General features: G+C 34.3%; 16 protein-coding genes. 7 read left to right on the top strand and 9 right to left on the bottom strand.

Annotated elements, in window-relative coordinates; all coding sequences use genetic code 11:
• Positions 1-65: 65 nt before the first annotated feature.
• The 4 genes from KF816_02980 to KF816_02965 form a co-directional block, all read right to left on the bottom strand.
• Positions 66-176, bottom strand: coding sequence for a DUF488 family protein (locus tag KF816_02980; protein ID MBX3006970.1), 111 nt, complete (start codon positions 174-176; stop codon positions 66-68).
• Between the two features lie 2 nt (positions 177-178).
• Complete coding sequence (locus KF816_02975) at positions 179-418, bottom strand: hypothetical protein (protein ID MBX3006969.1); 240 nt, start codon at positions 416-418, stop codon at positions 179-181.
• Between the two features lie 76 nt (positions 419-494).
• Positions 495-941, bottom strand: a complete 447-nt coding sequence (locus KF816_02970; GenBank protein MBX3006968.1) for a hemerythrin domain-containing protein — start codon at positions 939-941, stop codon at positions 495-497.
• A gap of 1,191 nt (positions 942-2,132) precedes the next feature.
• Positions 2,133-6,002 (bottom strand): class I SAM-dependent DNA methyltransferase, encoded by a 3,870-nt coding sequence (locus tag KF816_02965; GenBank protein MBX3006967.1) that lies wholly within the window; start codon positions 6,000-6,002, stop codon positions 2,133-2,135.
• 183 nt (positions 6,003-6,185) lie between these two features.
• Here KF816_02965 and KF816_02960 point away from each other — a divergent pair, with 183 nt between their 5' ends.
• The 7 genes from KF816_02960 to KF816_02930 all read left to right on the top strand — a co-directional run bounded on the left by KF816_02960 (position 6,186) and on the right by KF816_02930 (position 10,138).
• Positions 6,186-6,899, top strand: a complete 714-nt coding sequence (locus tag KF816_02960; protein ID MBX3006966.1) for a hypothetical protein — start codon at positions 6,186-6,188, stop codon at positions 6,897-6,899.
• Positions 6,896-7,501 (top strand): hypothetical protein, encoded by a 606-nt coding sequence (locus KF816_02955; GenBank protein MBX3006965.1) that lies wholly within the window; start codon positions 6,896-6,898, stop codon positions 7,499-7,501. Before KF816_02960 ends, KF816_02955 begins: the two co-directional genes overlap by 4 nt.
• A 32-nt stretch (positions 7,502-7,533) precedes the next feature.
• On the top strand, positions 7,534-8,433 hold the full coding sequence (locus KF816_02950) for a class II glutamine amidotransferase (GenBank protein MBX3006964.1): 900 nt from the start codon (positions 7,534-7,536) through the stop codon (positions 8,431-8,433).
• A 108-nt stretch (positions 8,434-8,541) separates the two neighbouring features.
• Entirely contained in the window at positions 8,542-9,099 is a 558-nt protein-coding gene (locus tag KF816_02945; GenBank protein ID MBX3006963.1) for a host-nuclease inhibitor Gam family protein, read from the top strand.
• Positions 9,050-9,505 (top strand): hypothetical protein, encoded by a 456-nt coding sequence (locus KF816_02940; protein MBX3006962.1) that lies wholly within the window; start codon positions 9,050-9,052, stop codon positions 9,503-9,505. Before KF816_02945 ends, KF816_02940 begins: the two co-directional genes overlap by 50 nt.
• On the top strand, positions 9,506-9,970 hold the full coding sequence (locus tag KF816_02935) for a hypothetical protein (protein ID MBX3006961.1): 465 nt from the start codon (positions 9,506-9,508) through the stop codon (positions 9,968-9,970).
• Positions 9,971-9,985: 15 nt separating this feature from the next.
• A complete protein-coding gene (locus KF816_02930) occupies positions 9,986-10,138 on the top strand; it encodes a hypothetical protein (protein ID MBX3006960.1) in 153 nt (50 codons plus the stop codon).
• A gap of 110 nt (positions 10,139-10,248) precedes the next feature.
• Here the strand turns inward: KF816_02930 and KF816_02925 are convergent, their stop codons facing one another.
• The 5 genes from KF816_02925 to KF816_02905 all read right to left on the bottom strand — a co-directional run bounded on the left by KF816_02925 (position 10,249) and on the right by KF816_02905 (position 17,827).
• Positions 10,249-11,622 carry a redoxin domain-containing protein gene (locus KF816_02925; GenBank protein MBX3006959.1) on the bottom strand — a complete coding sequence of 458 codons (1,374 nt, stop codon included), beginning with the start codon at positions 11,620-11,622 and terminating at the stop codon, positions 10,249-10,251.
• Positions 11,623-11,739: 117 nt separating this feature from the next.
• A complete protein-coding gene (locus KF816_02920) occupies positions 11,740-13,104 on the bottom strand; it encodes a hypothetical protein (GenBank protein ID MBX3006958.1) in 1,365 nt (454 codons plus the stop codon).
• Positions 13,105-13,399: 295 nt separating this feature from the next.
• Complete coding sequence (locus KF816_02915; GenBank protein MBX3006957.1) at positions 13,400-14,269, bottom strand: hypothetical protein; 870 nt, start codon at positions 14,267-14,269, stop codon at positions 13,400-13,402.
• 233 nt (positions 14,270-14,502) lie between these two features.
• Entirely contained in the window at positions 14,503-15,225 is a 723-nt protein-coding gene (locus tag KF816_02910) for a hypothetical protein (GenBank protein ID MBX3006956.1), read from the bottom strand.
• A 256-nt stretch (positions 15,226-15,481) separates the two neighbouring features.
• Positions 15,482-17,827, bottom strand: coding sequence for a right-handed parallel beta-helix repeat-containing protein (locus KF816_02905; protein MBX3006955.1), 2,346 nt, complete (start codon positions 17,825-17,827; stop codon positions 15,482-15,484).
• Between the last annotated feature and the right edge of the window lie 45 nt (positions 17,828-17,872).

Raw genomic sequence — 17,872 nt, 5'->3', positions numbered from 1 at the left:
TTTCATGATCGTGGGAAAACCATTTTCTAAGTTCGTTACTCGGAGCTATTTCTTTAAATCACAAATCAATTTTTGCTTTTTCTTTTTGTTAAGCCTCTTGGCCAGCGTCGATCAACCAAAATTCTGAATCCGTCTGATTTTGATGATTTTTCGTACACACGTTTAACTTTATTCATCTTTATTCTTGTGGTAAGTGTTCACGAATATAATTATCAAATAATGAAGTAAGTGAATCAGAATAATCATTTAAGTTTTTAATTTTTATAAGAGGCTTCTCAATATTTGGGATTGTAATTGTCATTTCTGCTAAATAGTCAGATAGCTTAGGATACTTCTGTTGGATGGTCAAACTAAGTTCAATTATTTCCTTGTTCAGGTTTTCTTCCGATTTCATGGCTACAAATGTGATGTCGAACATAATCTCTAACCAATTAATTTAATTTGCGGACTCGGTCAACAGCTAAACTTTTCCGCTTTTATTGATCTCACAGCGGTTATTTAAATTTAAGCTTAAGGAACTCACCAATTAACAAAGCCGTTGGATAAGTAACCTCTTCTTCAGTTTTTGCGTGTAGTTTAAGTTTTTCTGCAAATGCAGCGTATTCAGGTTTATTTTCTTCCTGCGCTGCTTTGACAAGTCCATCTAACGCTGTAACTATTGCTTTATGTTCTTGTAACATTTTAGGAAGCTCGGCTTTTAATTTGTCGGTCAACATCAAAATTTCCTTCATTTCTTCATTTACTTTCCCTTCAACCAATTGAGGTAAAATACCAAGCGGTGGAATTGCAAATTCTTCTTCGGCAACAAAATGCGGATGAAGAGTCTGTGCAACAAGTTTTGCGGCATCTGCAATTTTGCCCCCGACTTTTGTAGCTTCGGCAAGCTTACTGTGAAGTTCTTCGTGCTCAAGTTTTAATGATTCGGGAATTTTAATTTTCATTTTTATAATCTCCTGTACTAGCATTCTTTTTTGATATTCATTTTTTATTCTTTAAAGAATTCATTAACAATTTTCATTATATAATAAAAAATCATTAGGAGAGGCTCAATCGACCAAAAGGATGAAAAAAGAACTACATCCTACAAGTAGTATTTCTTATTCTGATATCCGCTTATCAAACTATCTGGAATTGTCGCTATTTAAAATGCCATCCGCGTCCAAAATGATGCTATTGAGCTCAATTTGCTATTTTCGTTCTCCATTTATTAACGTATTAAAACCTATTATGCTCATAGTTCTACTCAGCTTCTTTAAATCAAGAACACAATTACAGATTGAAATTATTTTCCTCTGAAAACAATAGGAAATCCTAAACCGAAGCTCTTAAAAGGTTCAAATTACTCGATGAGGAAAACTCTTCTTTTCCAATAATATCTCTTTCTTTAATAACTGGAAAGAAAGTCTGGTATTACTATTTAGAATATAAATCATTTGAGAAAACTACCGAAAGAATATTTTCTTTATTACAACAATCAGCGGTCTCATCTTGGTTTGAATAAAGATTCACCGCAAGCTCAGCCAGCAAAGGAAATCGGTAAAATTTAGAAAGTCACGGCAGCTAATGGACTCCACAATTATTATTACCGAAGCGTGGTGTAAGTAATCCTTCTCGACTTCCTTCTTATCAAGTCTTAATTGACCGATGTATATCCATTTCTATTTGCAATCATAGTCCACCATAATAATCAGTGTTTTCAATTTCGATAGCTAAAGCCCAGTTCGATTTTCAAGTCAATAGAGCAATTTTAGTTAAGTTTTGAATAAAGAATAGGGACAGTATCTTCAAGAGCAATTCCAATTCCTAATCTTCAATAGTTATTTGAAGTACTTCTGGATTTGATTCTATTAAAAAAACAATCTCACCATCGCTCGGTGAATATTTTATTGCATTAGAAAGCAAATTATGCAAAACTAGTTCAATTTGTTTCTGGTCTTACAAATATTTAACAGAACCAGCTTTGTAATCGAAAACTATTTTTTGATGTTCTTTATTAATAAATTCGGATGGTTGAGGGTCAAGAGTGATCGCTTAACTATGAAAAAATATCTCGACGATTACCTTATTATTGGGAGCGGTGCAAAGTGATATTTCGTAAGTCTTCTTTTGTCAGCACTTTTTTTGCCATAATCTTAATTGCTGCCTTCTACAATTTTTATTTCTTCTTCTGTTAAACCGTATAGCTGGTAAACGAGTTTGTCGATTTCTGTCTCCATAATGGACGAATCATATTGAGGATTGTTTTCTTTAGCAGTAATAATCTTATCAACTAATGAAATGATTAATTTAGATTGATCTTTATTAGCTGTTGCAATTGGAATTTGTTTGAGGTAATCCCAAATCAATTGATAACCATTCTGAATTGCTGTGCAATGCTTTGAAATTAACCACCAGCCCATTTTTGAATTTAGAACAGCTAATAAAACTTTATCAGTAGTTGGAAGAAACCAAATAGAATCATTACAAAAGAGACCTTTTTCGTCATAAATAAAACATGGCTTTACTTGAAATCTTTGATACATGATTTTAGGTTTTTCAAATTCTTGAATATATTCAGAAGCCCATCTTTGTAAAGCGTACCATTCGTAACGAATACCGGTCTCAGCAGCATTTCTTTTTTCAAGTTTAGCTTTGTATTTATAAAGATGATTATAAATTGCCGGATATTGATCCTTAAAAGCTTTCTCAGCTTTGCTTGAATTACCATTTATTGTCGAATCATTTTGTAAAGGGAAATGCCATGGGACATATAATAAGTATTTATCAACAACCGGTGTTGAATATGGATTTATATCGCGTCCTTGAAGTAGTGGTTTTATAATGCGAATACTATTAGCATCTTCATTTATCAAGTTTTGTTTTACAATATCATCAATTATAAACGCCTCTGTTAATCCACTTTTAATACCGTAACAAGCGTTACCGTTTATATAACCATCTAATGTATCGAACCGTAATTTTAGATTTGATATAAGTTGATTATCGAATGAGGAAGAAATAATCCATGATTCGGTAGATATGTTTTCTAACTGCATATCAATTGAAATGCTATTAACATACTCTTGAAATGAATCACTAAATTCTAACGATTTTATATTTGCTGATAAGAATGAAACTGCTGGTTCATCTTTAGAAATGCTAAGTATGCAAGGATATGTTGTAGCTTCTTCAAAAACTTGCAGATCGCCAAAATCAATTATAGAATTTAACTTGTTATTGAGAATCAAAGATTTTAGCGGCTTACCGTAACCAGTCTGCATCCATTTGTTTGGAAGAATAAAACAGAAATCACCGTTATCTCTTAATACTTGAAAACTCTTTTCTACGAAAAAAACATAAAGATCGCTAAGACCAGTATATACTGAAAAAGCTTGACTTAAGTAATCTTTCCAATGCTTAAAATCTTCCTGTCTGATATATGGCGGATTGCCAATCACAACATCAAAGCCAACAAAGTTAGCATCATCATCAAGAACTTCGGGGAACTCAAAACGCCACTCGAAAGAGTTATTGTAAATGACGTTGCTGCGTTCATCATTTAATTCATTCCTAAGTTTTTCAATCTTCTTTTCAAGATCCGATTCTTCCTTCTTTAGTTTTTCTTTCTGTTTAATAGTAAGGTCATCATTCCCAAATAAACGTTCAGTCCGGAATTTTTGATGTAACTCATAAAGAAGATCATTTAGTTTTTTCTGACGTGGATCGGTCTTGCCAATTTCCGTGCGGAAATTGCTTTTAATATCATCGATAAATTTCCGGAAGTTAGCTTTTTGTTCTTTATCGTTAGTGTTCTTATAATCTTTCACAAAATTCTTATAATCTTCGAGCGTGTATCTAATTGTTTTAAGAGCGGGTTTAAGATCGGCATTCAATGGGAACCGACTGATTAAAGAATTACCTTCTTTGATGTTAATATCAATGTTAGGCAATGTTTCAAGTTCTGTGTATCTGCTTTCTTTTGTGTAAAAAGCATTTTTAAGTAGCTCAATCCATAAGCGGAGCCGAGCAATCTTTACAGAGTTTGGATTTATATCTACCCCAAAGAGGCAGTTTTCTATTATTGTTTGTTTTTCTTGGAAGAGAGTTTCTTGAACTCTTTGGACTATGTTAAATGAACGATCTCTCCCTTGCGGTCGAGATAACAATCCGGAAGTTAGGGGAGGATGATATTCAAAAATGTCTTCTCCATTATTGCAGGAAATAATAAGCTCGTCATTTTCTACATTGGCAAAGTAACCGGAAAGCACTTCCCCATGGTAATCCGCCAGCAAGCCTAGTTCCGATTTTATTGCAATTAGTTCATTAAGGGCGGAAACAAGAAAGTGGCCGGAACCCACAGCAGGATCGCAAATCTTAATAGAGTTGATAACTGAGTTGAATTCCAGAATATCTTTTGAATTTCTTTTTAGTGACAAGTGATTTTTAAGATCGGTGAGAGATTCGCAAGACCATGAATACTTTTGGTTGAACTTATTAACAACAGAACGGGAGAGAGTTTCCCGGCACATATACATTGTAATAAAGCCGGGTGTGAAAAAAGAACCATCTTTATAGCCGTTAATTTTTTCGAAGATTAAACCAAGAACAGAAGCATTGATAAGAATTTTTTTATCTTCTTGAATTTCTTCTTTTCCTTCAGAAGTAAAATCGTAGGCATCAAGAAACTCATACAAGTAATGAAGGACAGGAAGAGATTCTAACCGCTTTTTACCAAATTTGTCTTTTAAGATTGTATTCTTAAAAAGTTCAAGCGGAGTGTTATCATCAAGACTATTTACTTTGATAGTTTCACTTTCCAGATCGCTAATTTCGAAAAGTGAGCTATTGAGATATGGAACTAAGCCAAACTTTTTATTAATAATTTCAGTGCGTTCCGCAACCGGAATTGCAAGAACTTGATGAAAGAGTTTATAAAGCTCATCAAAATCTTTAACGGCTGTTTTATTTAGGAATTTGTGTTTCTCATCGTTATGATATTTAAATAGCTGCGCTTCCAGAAGTTTAAGAAAAAGAATTCGGTTTATCCAAGTGATAGAGAGTTCTAAAGCAAGATTGAATAAACGCTCTTCTTTATCAGAACCATATTTTTCCACATTCTTTAAGCGGGAAAGCACATTGTCTGTTTCAATAATTACAATGGCGTTTTCAATAATAGAGCCGGGGTTTCTTTCTTCCTTAGGTTTTCTGCTGATTATTTTTTTGTTTTTTACTTTGGTTTCAACCAAACCAATAATATGCAGAAGCTCTGTATAAAAATTGCGATCTAAAGAATTGCTATCATTAGCAAAAGGTTTCTTTAGTAAATGTGCGGGTGAAAGAATTTTATAGATTGCAATAAGCTGCTTCTTACTCTCGGGATCATCTTTCTTAATTAGCTTTTTGTGCTCTTCTAAGTTGAAGTAAGTGAAAATGATTTCATCCTTTAGAGCGGCAAGGAAAGGCTTTGCAATTTCATTGTAGAAAAGATCTGTATTTCCGGAAACTTTCTGTTTATCGCGCCAAGTTTCATATTCTTTAACAAAAGCTTTGTTTTTGAAAAAGAGAGCTTCGAAAAGAGCCGCATCAAAAATAAACCACTCTTTTATATTGGTAACAACAAGGAATTTAATTTCGTTGTTCTTGAAATCGATTCTTTCCTCTAAGAAATAACGGATAAGCTCGTGCATGGCTTTTGCATTGAGATTATCCTTTGTAATCATTTCAGGTTTATTCTTTGGTCGTTTTACTTCTAATAGTACAGCAGGTTTATTCTGGTTGTTTTCGTGATAGATAACTAGATCAATATCTCTGAGCGTATTAATGTGGTGTTTATCTTGAAAGTGAATGTCGTTTAGAAAGTCTCGAAGGATTGTTTTGGAGTTTTCTTCACTTTCCTCAAAATCAATCTTTGTGAAAAGCTGAGTTAAGCTTGATTTTAAAAGTTCGAATTCTGAACGGGATATTTTTTCTTTAAGAAATGCTTTGTTTAATGACTGTCTTGGAGAAAGAGTTTTAAGCTTCATTAATAAACTGTAATAAGTTATTAAGTAATTACAAGGATTCCCCCAATACAACGACCGGAACCCGCCTTATTTCAAACCGAAATTAGATTTAAAGGATAAGATTGTCAAGGAAACGGGTAACAGTAAAAGTTAAAATAAATTTTTGGTATAAGACTAATAGTATCAACTTAACAAGGAGTTACTATGTGTTTCACCCTCGGCTGCGATCCAGAACTGGTTTGCAGATTAAACGGTCGTTTTGTTAATGCTCATAATTATTTCAAAAGTAATTCTTCATTCGGTTTAGATGGATGCGAGTCTGTCGCTGAGCTTCGCCCCGGCTTTTCCGAATCCCCCATCGATCTAACTGCAAAGATTTATCAAATTATCGAGTATGGTCATTCTAAACAACCTGATCTCGAGTTTATATCCGGCCATTTTTCAGATCAATATGCAATTGGCGGACATATTCATTTCTCAATTCAACCTAAACCAGAAATCATAAACGCTCTTGATACAGTTCTTTATTCACTTAGTAATTGTATTGATGACAGAGATCAAAGAACTAAAAGAGAAAAATGCGGATATGGAAAAAGAAAGTCATTCAGAAATCAACCTCATGGATTTGAGTACCGCACTCCAGGCAGCTGGCTCTTATCCCCTTCAACAACCCTTGTTACACTAACTATGGCAAAGCTAGCTATACTTGGAGCAACTGAGTTAAATCTGGATTTCTCTGAGATCAAAGGGCGCCAGCATTCACAAACATTTCTAAAAAACTTCAAAAACAATTTCACTGAGATCCCGGAGGATTGTCTGGAAGGATTAAAGGAATTAGACCTTCTTCTAACTAAACACCTCAATTGGAATTCAAACATACTCCCTAATTGGGGGTTTATCTCGGCGGAGGCAGCATGAGCCAGTGCAGTGTATGTCAATGTGAATTAGAGTCACATCAGATAAGAACAGCTTCTAATGACGAGATCTATTGCGAGGAATGTTTTTCAGAAAACTATAATTACTGTAACCGATGTGACGAAGTCATTTCCCGTGATGAGACGCAATGGGATGACGAAGGAGATCCATTATGCAGTAGCTGTTATGAAAATATGCATGATGATGATTCACCGGATAATCCTCATGTATATGATTCCGATAGAAAACTTATTCTCGAGTTATCAAGAAGCTGGTTATCAGATAGATCCAATCACAAATCACTTTTGAAGATCAATAAAAATGATTTTCTGCTTCAGAAGATTAGAGACAGCGTTGGTTTAGTTGATAATCCGATATATCTATTTGGCTTAATTGACCGGGATGAATACCAACTCTCCGTAAGTCCAAATTTAATGGAAGAAGTAAAAGACTTTATTCTTATTAACGGTTTAGAATTAAAAATAATCGAAGGTATTGGTTCAAACCGTATCGGAATAAGTTATTCACTCCGCAAAGATCACTTGCCAACAGTAATAAAACTAATCAAACAGATCACAGAAGTAAAAGAACTCGCCTTAGCATAACCAATTACTAAAAACAATTTGGAGAAAATACCATGTGTGGTATAATGGGATATTATTGCTTTGGCGAGAAACGTCCGAGCAAAGAACATATAACTGAAATGTTTTCACTACTTGAGACCCGAGGGAGAGACGCTTCGGGTTTTGCTTTTATAGAGAATGGACAGCTAATAGTTCAGAAGGCAGCGGTAAAGTCCTCTGAGTTTGTGAAGATGTCAGAATGGCAAAATGTCAATTTGTCAAAATCGATGATATTACACACTAGAGCAGCAACTCAAGGAACTAACAAAAACAATCAAAACAACCATCCTCTTTTCACAAAACAAGGTGTTTGTATTGTTCATAACGGAATCATCTACAATGACAAAGAAATCTTCGGTAAAAATCAGAGAGATGGTGAAGTAGATTCGGAGGCAATACTAGCTGTGCTCTCTTCTCGTGGTAAAGGAGATAAAATAAAACGAGTCTTTGATAGATTGGAAGGCAGTTTTGCTTTTGCCGTTATCAGTAAAGATGAACCAGATAAACTAACACTTGTTAAAAAGGACAACCCGATTGATCTTTATTATGATGAGAAGAATGATATTCTTTATTTCTGCTCTGAAAGAAGAATAATGCAAGAAGGAATGAAACTTAAGACTCATTCTCATCGAGGATTTAATCTTGGTGAAGAAGGTTTTCACTTTTATGAGATAAAGAATAACCATTCACTTGTTATTGGACCCGAAGGAGTTGAATCCTACCGTAAATATTCACCCAGACAATTCATGTACTCTTCACATGATCATTATTTTGGAAGGCAAGCCGATAACGATGAACTCGTGATTGAATGCCCATGGTGTCTGGAGCAAACTAGATATCATCTGGGAAAACTGTTTAATCGTTGTGAACAATGTGGCCTTGAGATAAGTGAAGAAGAGCTATTTCAGTATTAAACAAAGGACAAACTATGAAATCAATTAAAGAATTTATTTGTCAGACCGTTGTAGTCATCGGCAAAGCTATTATATGGCTACTTATTAATTACTCGGGTGGGGATAAGAATGAAAGAAGATAACTTTTTAGATGAACTGCTAATTGAAGTTGAAGAAAAAGAGCAAAAGTTGCAACTGGCTCATGTAGATTTGGTTCTTCGTGAAATATCGAATCTATCAAATGAGATAAGTAAAACAATGCTTCAGGCGGAAGAGGAAAAAAGAATCATTGAAGAATGGGCCCTCTCGAAGAGTTCAAAACTTAATGATAGAGTTGAATGGCTTACCAAAAAACTCGAAGTCTTTATGAATGAGCAGGAACCTTCAGTCAGAACAATCGACCTGGCTCATGGTCAGTTGCTACGCCGTAAACAGATCGAAAAACTAATTGTTGAGAATCTCGATAATTTTCTTCTCAATCCAAATCTATCTCAGCTGACATCAGTCTCCCCCGAAGTAGTAAAACCTGATCTAGGCAAGATCAAGGCATTTTACAAAATGAGCGGTAAAGTACCGCAAGGATGCGCTCTGATTGAATCAGCAGACAAATTTTCAATAAAACTAAAAGGAAACGTCAATGGAACGTCCAAAAATGGAACTGGAAGTGAACAAACCAACCAGGATTAAACTTTTGTTTAATGACTGTGTTGAAGGTTCTTCCAAGTATGGGAAGTATTATCTGTATGCAATACAAAACGGTGATGGAGCAAGTGAATATTCACTTTTTGCAGCTGACGAATTACACAAACAGTTGAAGTTGTTTAAGAAAGATGATGAGTTGATGGTAACAAAACTTGCCGCTAGTCGTGGTAACAAAATCGTTGTAACATGGGATGTTCAAAAGTTGGAAAAGCCCATGGAAGATAATTCCCCGACACCAAATGAAGATGTTTTCTATACAGCTATGGAAAAATCTTTTAATGAAGCTCTCCGACTTCAGAACCGCTTCAACGGAATGGCAAATGTAAACCAGATTGCAATTACTTTATTTATTCAACGCACTAAAGGTATGCATAATCTTTCCGGAGGATAAATGGCTGATAAAAAAGTAAAGTTCAAAACTTTATTCTGGACTTTCAAGGACACATCTTTAAAGTATCCAGAATACTCTGAATTGCCTAAAAAGAAAATAACCTCCCCTCTAGATGTCTATGATCTATTCAGTCCTATAATGAAAGATGAATCGAGAGAAGTTTTTCTTGTAGCTTGGTTGAGCAGTGCTAACAGAGTTCAAGGATTTGAGATCATCTCCATTGGAACATTAAACTCTGCTGTTGTTGATCCAAGAGCAGTTTTTAGAAGCGCAATTGTTGCCAACTGTGCAAACATAATTATTGCGCATAATCATCCATCGGGTAATCTGGATCCATCCAATGAAGATATCGCAATAACAAAAAAATTGGTTGAAGTTGGTAAAGTTATAGAGATAAACATCTTTGACCATTTAATCTTCGCTGATGATAAGTACATGTCATTTGTAGAGAGAAATCTTATTTAAACTATCGGAGGCTTAATGTTTGATGAAATCTTTGACCGCACGGTTGATACACTGGAGTATATTTCAAAAAGAACCGGGATCAGTTATAAAAAGGTGAATGTGATTGGAATGTTTGGATGGCTGGGGTTAACTGCTTATCTGGTGTACAAATCATTAAGCAAAAACTGAGTACAGATGAGCCACTCATTGAGTGGCTCTGAAATCTGGGCAGACTTGAAAATGTACTTTAACTCGAATATCCGTTTACACAAATTATTTTACAGACTCTTGAGAAGCGGTTAATTTAGGTGATTAATTATCTGGTCATATTCCATTGGTTTAGCAATAATCTTAAGCTGCTTATCTACTAGCAACATCGTTGGTGTTGCATACATATAATAATCGGTGGCAACTTTACCATCCCAACCCTTAAGATCAGAGGCATTTATTAAATCAGGGCAATTTGCTTTAACAAAGTTTACCCAATCTTCTTTTTTATCATCTAAAGAAATTGCTACAACCTCCAGTTTACCGCTTTTCTGTTTTTTAAGTTCGTTAAGTTTTGGTAATAACTCTTTGCAGTGGGGGCACCAACTAGCGTAAAACACAATTAATGCTTTCTCTGCGTTAATCTTCTTCAGCTCAACTTGTTTGCCATTTATATCCGGCAAAACAATATTTGGCACAACTGCACCAATCTTAAAATTCTTTGCGTGCTCAATTCTTCTTTTAATTAATCCTTCTGTTTTCACATCAAGGCAGAGGTCATCTTTGATTACGTAATTCTCGACAATGTAATCGAGCACTTGATCAAAGCCGAACTTCTTAAAACCATCAATTAAGTATTCGGTTATATGTTGATAAACAAGCTGGTTTACTTTTGCTTTATTGAGCAGAGTATCCACTGCTTTCATAAATTCTTTTTCAAGTAGTTCTTTCGGCAGCTGTGGATTGCGGAAATAAGTTAAATACTCAATTGATTTGTTGGTGAACAGATCAGAGTTAATCAAAGCAACGTCATCAAAATTAACGTAATCAAGCGAGTGAGATTTTAGATAACCCAAGTGATTTTCGAATGGAATCTCGGGATCTATAATCGGCAATTGAGAGGCATAAATATATTTTGCAACAAACGACTGCGGTTCTTTCTGTGCAGTTACATTTACAAATTCAACATATTCATTCTGCAAATCTTGCAAACGTTGTTTAGTAACGTGGTAATATTCATCATCTTGGGGAAATCTTGCAAGAACAAACTGCAGCAACTCTGTTTTGGTCTTGTATGCTTTATTTAGCTTTAGGAAAGAGTAAAAAAGTTTGTTGCTTTCAGATTCAGTTACCTTAAGGCTATCAAGAATATATTTAGCATCGGTTTCAATCTTAACATCTTTACCATCGTTTATAAAATCTATCCATTTGTTATTATTGAATGTAATTCTGTATAGACCGTAATTGTTTTGAGGAAGAGTTAATGTAAAACTGTTGTTATTTGCTTCAACAGAATCTATTAAACTTACTTTTTCACCAACTATCTTTGAAAGATATAGCTTTGCATCATAGCCGTTTATTTTTATCTTTAATTTTTGACTATAAACTAATGTTGTTATAAAAAAGCTTAATAACCCGCATAACAGAATTACATATTTTTTCACTCTTCGTTCATCACTCTTCACTCTGCACTCTCTTTTACTTTGCTTTGTATATCGGTAATTCTTCGGCTAATGCCATAAGCACCTAATATATTTTAAATCGTGTCCCCGTAAGGGGACAAATATAAATAGACAAATAGACTAATCCTTAACGCAACGAACACTAAAACCGTTTTTCTTAGTAATGTAAATGTCGGTCAGGTGGACATCGCTAGTACCGTAGTCCAGGGACATATGGTACGCAGCAGTAGGAGTTTTTTCCGTAAAACTCCAAAAGATAGCCTTTTCACCTAAACCGTAGTTGTTACCATCGTGCCAGCGGCCGCCAGCCAGCAACGCGTAAAAGCCGCTTGTATTTGTACCAGCTCCGCTGCCAGTTCCTTGACCTATTGCTTTTAATGCATTGCTATTATTACTTACTGCTGCTTTTAATGTTTCAAATTCTCCTAGTGTGGGTATGTGCCAACCGCTTGGGCAGATACCTTGTACATTCCCACTGAATGCCGGATTTGTTGAGTTTATGTTTGTTGCACCATTCTTATACTGCACTGCCTCCGCCCATTGATATAGACCGCCGTAAGTTTTGCATAAGTCAGGATCATTGTAATAACAATACTTTTCGATAGAGCTATTATTTGATTGTGAGTCAATCATATAAACCATGGTACCGATATCAAGATTCTCTTTTAGCCAGCATTGCGTGCCTATTTGAACTGTGTTGTATGTTTTGCCAGCATAGGTTACTGTTGGCGTGCCTGGGCATGGTGTCCCGTCGACACTGATTCCGTTTGTTGTTGTAAAAGACCATATACTTGACCAGATTGATGTTCCAACGCTATTGCTTGTATTTACTCGCCAGTAATAAGTTGTGTTATTACTTAAACCACTTAATTGTTGGCTTGTGTTATTGCCTACATTTTGGTTATGAACATAACTGCTGAACAAACTATTTATAGATACTTGCAACGTATAATTTGTTGCTCCACTGCTTGCACCCCAGCTTAATGTTGGATCTGTAGATTGGTTTGTTGCGCCATTAGTTGGTGATGTAAGAGTAGGTGCAGATGGTGCTGTAATAGTTGCCGTAGTTGTGAAACTCACTTTACGCCCATAGCTTGTGCCTGCATTATTTGTAGCATAAGCTCTAACAGTGTAGGTTGTATTTGCGCTCAATCCTGTTATTAGGCTTGTAAAACTTCCAGTTCCACTTCCATCTGTTGTCTTGCTATTTGCAGTTGTTGGAATAAGCGATGTATCCCAACAAACACCCCTTGCTGTTACGATCGAACTGCCTTCAGCTGTAACAATTCCTCCACTTCTTGCCGAATTTGAAAGGATATTTTCTAAGGCTAACGTTTCTACTGTTGGTGGTAATGGTGTTGAAGTGCCAGTTTCGTTTAGATTATCAGAATCACTACTCCAGCACCCATTTAATATTACATGAATAAAAACCAGAATAATATATTTTTTCATAATCTCCCCCAATCTACTGTTATTTAGTACCATATTGATTATCTGAGATTTAATATAAATATTACAAAAAGCTTCTTCAACAAACAATACGTCCGTTTAATAACAACCTAATAGGAGCAAAACCAATGCAAACAGAAACCACCAACTTTCTCGATGAGCTTTTAGCTGAAGCCGAGCTCAAAGAAGAAAAACAAACCGAAGCGTTTTTGATCTTGTAATCCCAGAAATCTCTAAACTTGAATCACAAACCGCCCACAACTTTTCTGAATGCGAAACAGCTTGCCCAGTGTATTTTGCGGGGGCGTCCGCGTTGTTTTCTGGATTTTATTTATCTCTTGACTAAATCCTTTTTTAAGCGGTTAGGTGCATTATTCTTTGCTACATTTTTAACTTCTTTTAATGTGCGATATATTTCAGTATGATGTGAAAATACTTTTTTGATTTTTACTTTGTATTCATGTCTTCGCTGCAACTTTACAGCTAATTTGTCGTCTGAATATATTTTGAGTTTTTTACCGATATTTGATCCTTCACAAACTTCTGTAGATATTTCCCACTGTTTGTTTACTGGCGTTTTAAGAAAGACATGAATATGGATTTCTTCATTTTCTCTTATCATATCATACTTTATTTCATTACCATCAAACTTTCTTTTACCAACTTTAAGCCCTTTTATTGCAATGCTATGATCAGGTAATGAAAGCTTTTTGCCGGCTTTGGCTAATTTATCAGCGACCTTATTTTGTTTCCTCGGTCTATACTCAATGAATATTTTGCTATGGGCAATTTCTGATAGCTTTTTCCTCTTCTTATCAAGTTTATCTAAAAGATCATGATTCTTTATTGCCTTGCCTTCATGATTACACCATTTATTTCTTCTCCATTCTTGGATTTTGAAGGGATTAGTTCCTTCATTATCACTCAATCTAAATCTATCTGTAATGAAGATAATTGTATTAATGTTCGAAAGTTTGTTTGCTTCTCTTTCATAAAGATCAATCACGTATTCCATTCCAGAAATCAATCCCTCCATTTCAATTCTTTCTATATTAGCTCCTTCATATCTACCAAACGATTCGTGAATATTTTCCTTTTCAACTGAATCAGGGAATATTATTTCAAAACCAACACCGCCGGTATTTTTAGAATCATAATCCATAGAGCCATCACATTTAATATATAGTGCGTATGGATTCATAAATAAGCACCTAACGGCATTGTCTATAGAAAAGAAAGTCAAGTAAAAACAGCTTACCCTTGGGATTTATTATCCCAATTTTCTGACTTCGGTCTCACGGACAACACTTACTGATTATTTTATTATTTTGTTAATACCTACCATAATTCGTCTTTACGGATCGGTCAAATATTATTCTGTCCTATTGATCATCCCGCAGTATTTTTGCTGGGACTTTTTACTTATTAAAGAGGTTAGGTTTTTCTTTTACACCAAAAACAGGCTTTATCATGATATTCTTTTGTGTTTTTCCATTTTCGCACGATATCTGGATATTTAATGCACTCTTCCTCAGAAGGTTCTTCTCTTGTAGCGGTCCAGTTTATAATAAAATCAATGTGAGAACCATAAGTCCAATTAACAGTAAGTAATTTTTCTTTACCGCAACTTTTTAGTGGAACATCATAATAAGTTAACCATGTATATCCATTTCCATCTTTTAAATAAGTCGGAAGTCTCTTTTCAGCATCATAAGTCAATGCACAACCAGACCAATCTTGATCTTTCTCTAGTTTCAATGCGCTTAAAATTGCTTTGCCTATATACATATCTTCAGTTTTATCGATATATGCTTCGCCATATGAAATGGCTGCTCTTAATCTAGTATTTGGATTATTTATATTTTCAAAAAGTAACCAACCAACAGTTTCAATTAATTTTGCACAATTTTCATCAGTGTCTTCCAAAGTATATAGTAGAATTGTATCAGAAAACCATGCAAAACCAATTTTATTTTGATTTTTTATTTCACTGACGGGTGGTGATTTATCTGGAAAGTCTTCTTTGAAAATGGAATGATGAATTGTTTTTTTAAGTAGTTCAATAGAATTGCTTACAATGCTCATCAAATCAAATCGTTCGACTTGTTGAGAAAAGCCCATAATATCACATACTGCTATTAAATAATTTTTTACCATATTATGCAAAACCTAAAACGATGCTGCTAATCGGCAGCCCAGAACAGGAATACCGAATAGTTGCAACTACTTTTGTATTTATAAAAATGTTTCTTAGAACAACCTACATTAATGAGCAACTTTGTTTTACAAACACAACTTCATAATTACACATTTGCTGCAATGAAAACGCGGTCAAGTTGACCCGCGGGTTATACTTACCCCTTCAAAAATGAAGACAGAAACAGAAGATAATCCCGCTTTCATAAACTGAATATTATTTCAGCAACAACATCTTCTTAAACAGTCTCTGGTTATTGAATACTATACTATAAAAATATATTCCGTTTGCTACACTATTTGCATCCCAAACAATACTATGTTTACCTGCTGAATTATTTCCATCGTATAGGGTTGCTATTTCTTTCCCTAAAATATCAAATATTTTTATCTGTACTATACCAGACTCAGGTATTATGTAGCTTATTGTTGTCGTCGGATTGAATGGATTCGGATAATTGCCCAACAACTCATACGAATTTAATAATTCATTTTTTACAGCCCCTTCTTTTTTAAGCTCGGGTTTTGGATAATAGTTCTTATCAAATTCACCTATGGTCAACATTGCTTGCAGGGTAAGTTCGTCATTTGGATATTTTGTTTTTAATACATCTATATAGATTTTACCTCGACTAACATCGTTTAATTGATTGTGATTTAGACAAACTAGGTTATAAAGTGCTGATTTTATTACTGCTCCGTTTTCAGGAAAGTCTTTTAGTAATGCTTCAAAATTATTCACTGCCTGTGCATATTTTTTTTCATTTATCAAGAACATATTTTCCAAGAACAATGATGTTGCATAAAGTTCATCTTTTCTAATTAATTCACCTTCCGAGTTTATTCGTACGTCATTATTCAAGAAAAATATAAATCCTTCTTTCTCAGATAAATTGTAACATTCTGCTAATCGTCCTAAAATATATTTCTTTTTCCCGATATCATTTTCTTTTTTATACCTTCGTTTATAAATTAATATTGCTTCTTCATATTGACCCTTAATAAGATTATTAAGCGCCTCTCTTAATTCAGAATCTAAGAATGAAAATCCTCTTTCTTCATTTGTTATGTCATAATTGTACTCACTTGATGTTGTTTTCATAAGTCCGCCTAGAGGATTGTAGGATAAAGCCGGGTTATAATCAATCGTACCGCCATAGGCAGTATAAAAATCACTGGCAATATAGAATGGGGGTGTTGTTCTATTCCACCAGTTGTTTTCAGCCATAACATTACTATCATATTCACTCTTAACTTCGTGACTAGTGTTACTATGAATACTATTGTAACCATACCCAGATGTAGTCCCTAAAATGGCATGGCTTTCATATCCACAGCCGACTCCCCAATTATTACCTGTTATCAAGTTATAACCTCCTCCCCCGCTATAACTACCTAAACGAGCGGGGCTATACAATGCACAAGTTATTCCGGCTGCACTATTCCCTGTAATTTGATTATTGTATATGTATGGTGTTGAGCTATTTATACAATAGATTCCAGCTTGGCCGTTATTATATATTTGATTACCTGATATATTTCTTGGACTTGAATTAGTAAGATTTATCCCATGGGTGGTATTATACTGGATTAAATTATTGGAAATGCTGTTTGTCTGAACGCCGGTGTTATATAAATTAATTCCAATATTATTATTTGCAATAGTACTGTTTGTAATATTTGGTAAATATCCGTTACTATAAACACCATTTTGTGCATTTTGAATTGTGCAATAAGAAAGCGTTCCGCTTGCCCCAGAATTAAATTGTATACCGCCCCAAGTTCCGGTTGATCCACTACGTGTAAAGTACACGTTATTTGCATTTAATGTACCATTTATGATTAATGAATACCCGCTTCCAAATCTAAGTTGAGCTCCATTTTGGATTGTTAGTGTAACGCCACCATTTACAGTTAAGCTTCCTTGAATATTATTAAAATCTTCATTTGGGATAATTAAATTATTTGATATGATTTCTTGAGTAGGAAAGAAGTTTATTAAATTTTGAGTTTCGTCAACTTCTTCCCAGTAATTGACAATTGCATTATTATAAATTGTTTTAAAGTATGGGACCCACTCATTATTTTCATAACGATAATAACGTAACTCTACTAAGTAAATATTTTGTGTATTATTACCATATATTTTAAAAAAAAGATCACGAAAAGAAACCATACTATGCCTAAGATTTAAATAAAACTGAAATGATTCACTCTCATTTCTTAATATACTTATTGAATACCTACCATATCCAACTATTTCATTTCTACAGCCCGCATTATTATCTATGACATGATCAAAACCAACATGCTCAGTCCATAAACCCGCTGGTGCATAAATATAGTCATTCGCAGAATTATAGTTTTCAGTTATTCTATAATATTTATCAAATATTGGTTCATTATTGTACCTTATTGCATTTATCTCATAGTGTGCACCACTCGCATCCAAAATGTTAAAATATATTTCTGGCTGACAAGCGAGGTTATTCTGAATTGTTTGTGGAAATATTTGTTGAATAATAAATAAATGAAATAATGATATAAAAAATAACTTTTTCATATGCTTCCCCTTTTTTAATAATATATGTTAATGTCTTTTATACAA

It is taken from the genome of Melioribacteraceae bacterium (genome assembly GCA_019638015.1).
Lineage (GTDB): Bacteria > Bacteroidota > Ignavibacteria > Ignavibacteriales > Melioribacteraceae > JAHBUP01.
Note: the sequence above shows the minus strand (reverse complement) of the source record. Positions and strands in the feature narration are given on the sequence as shown.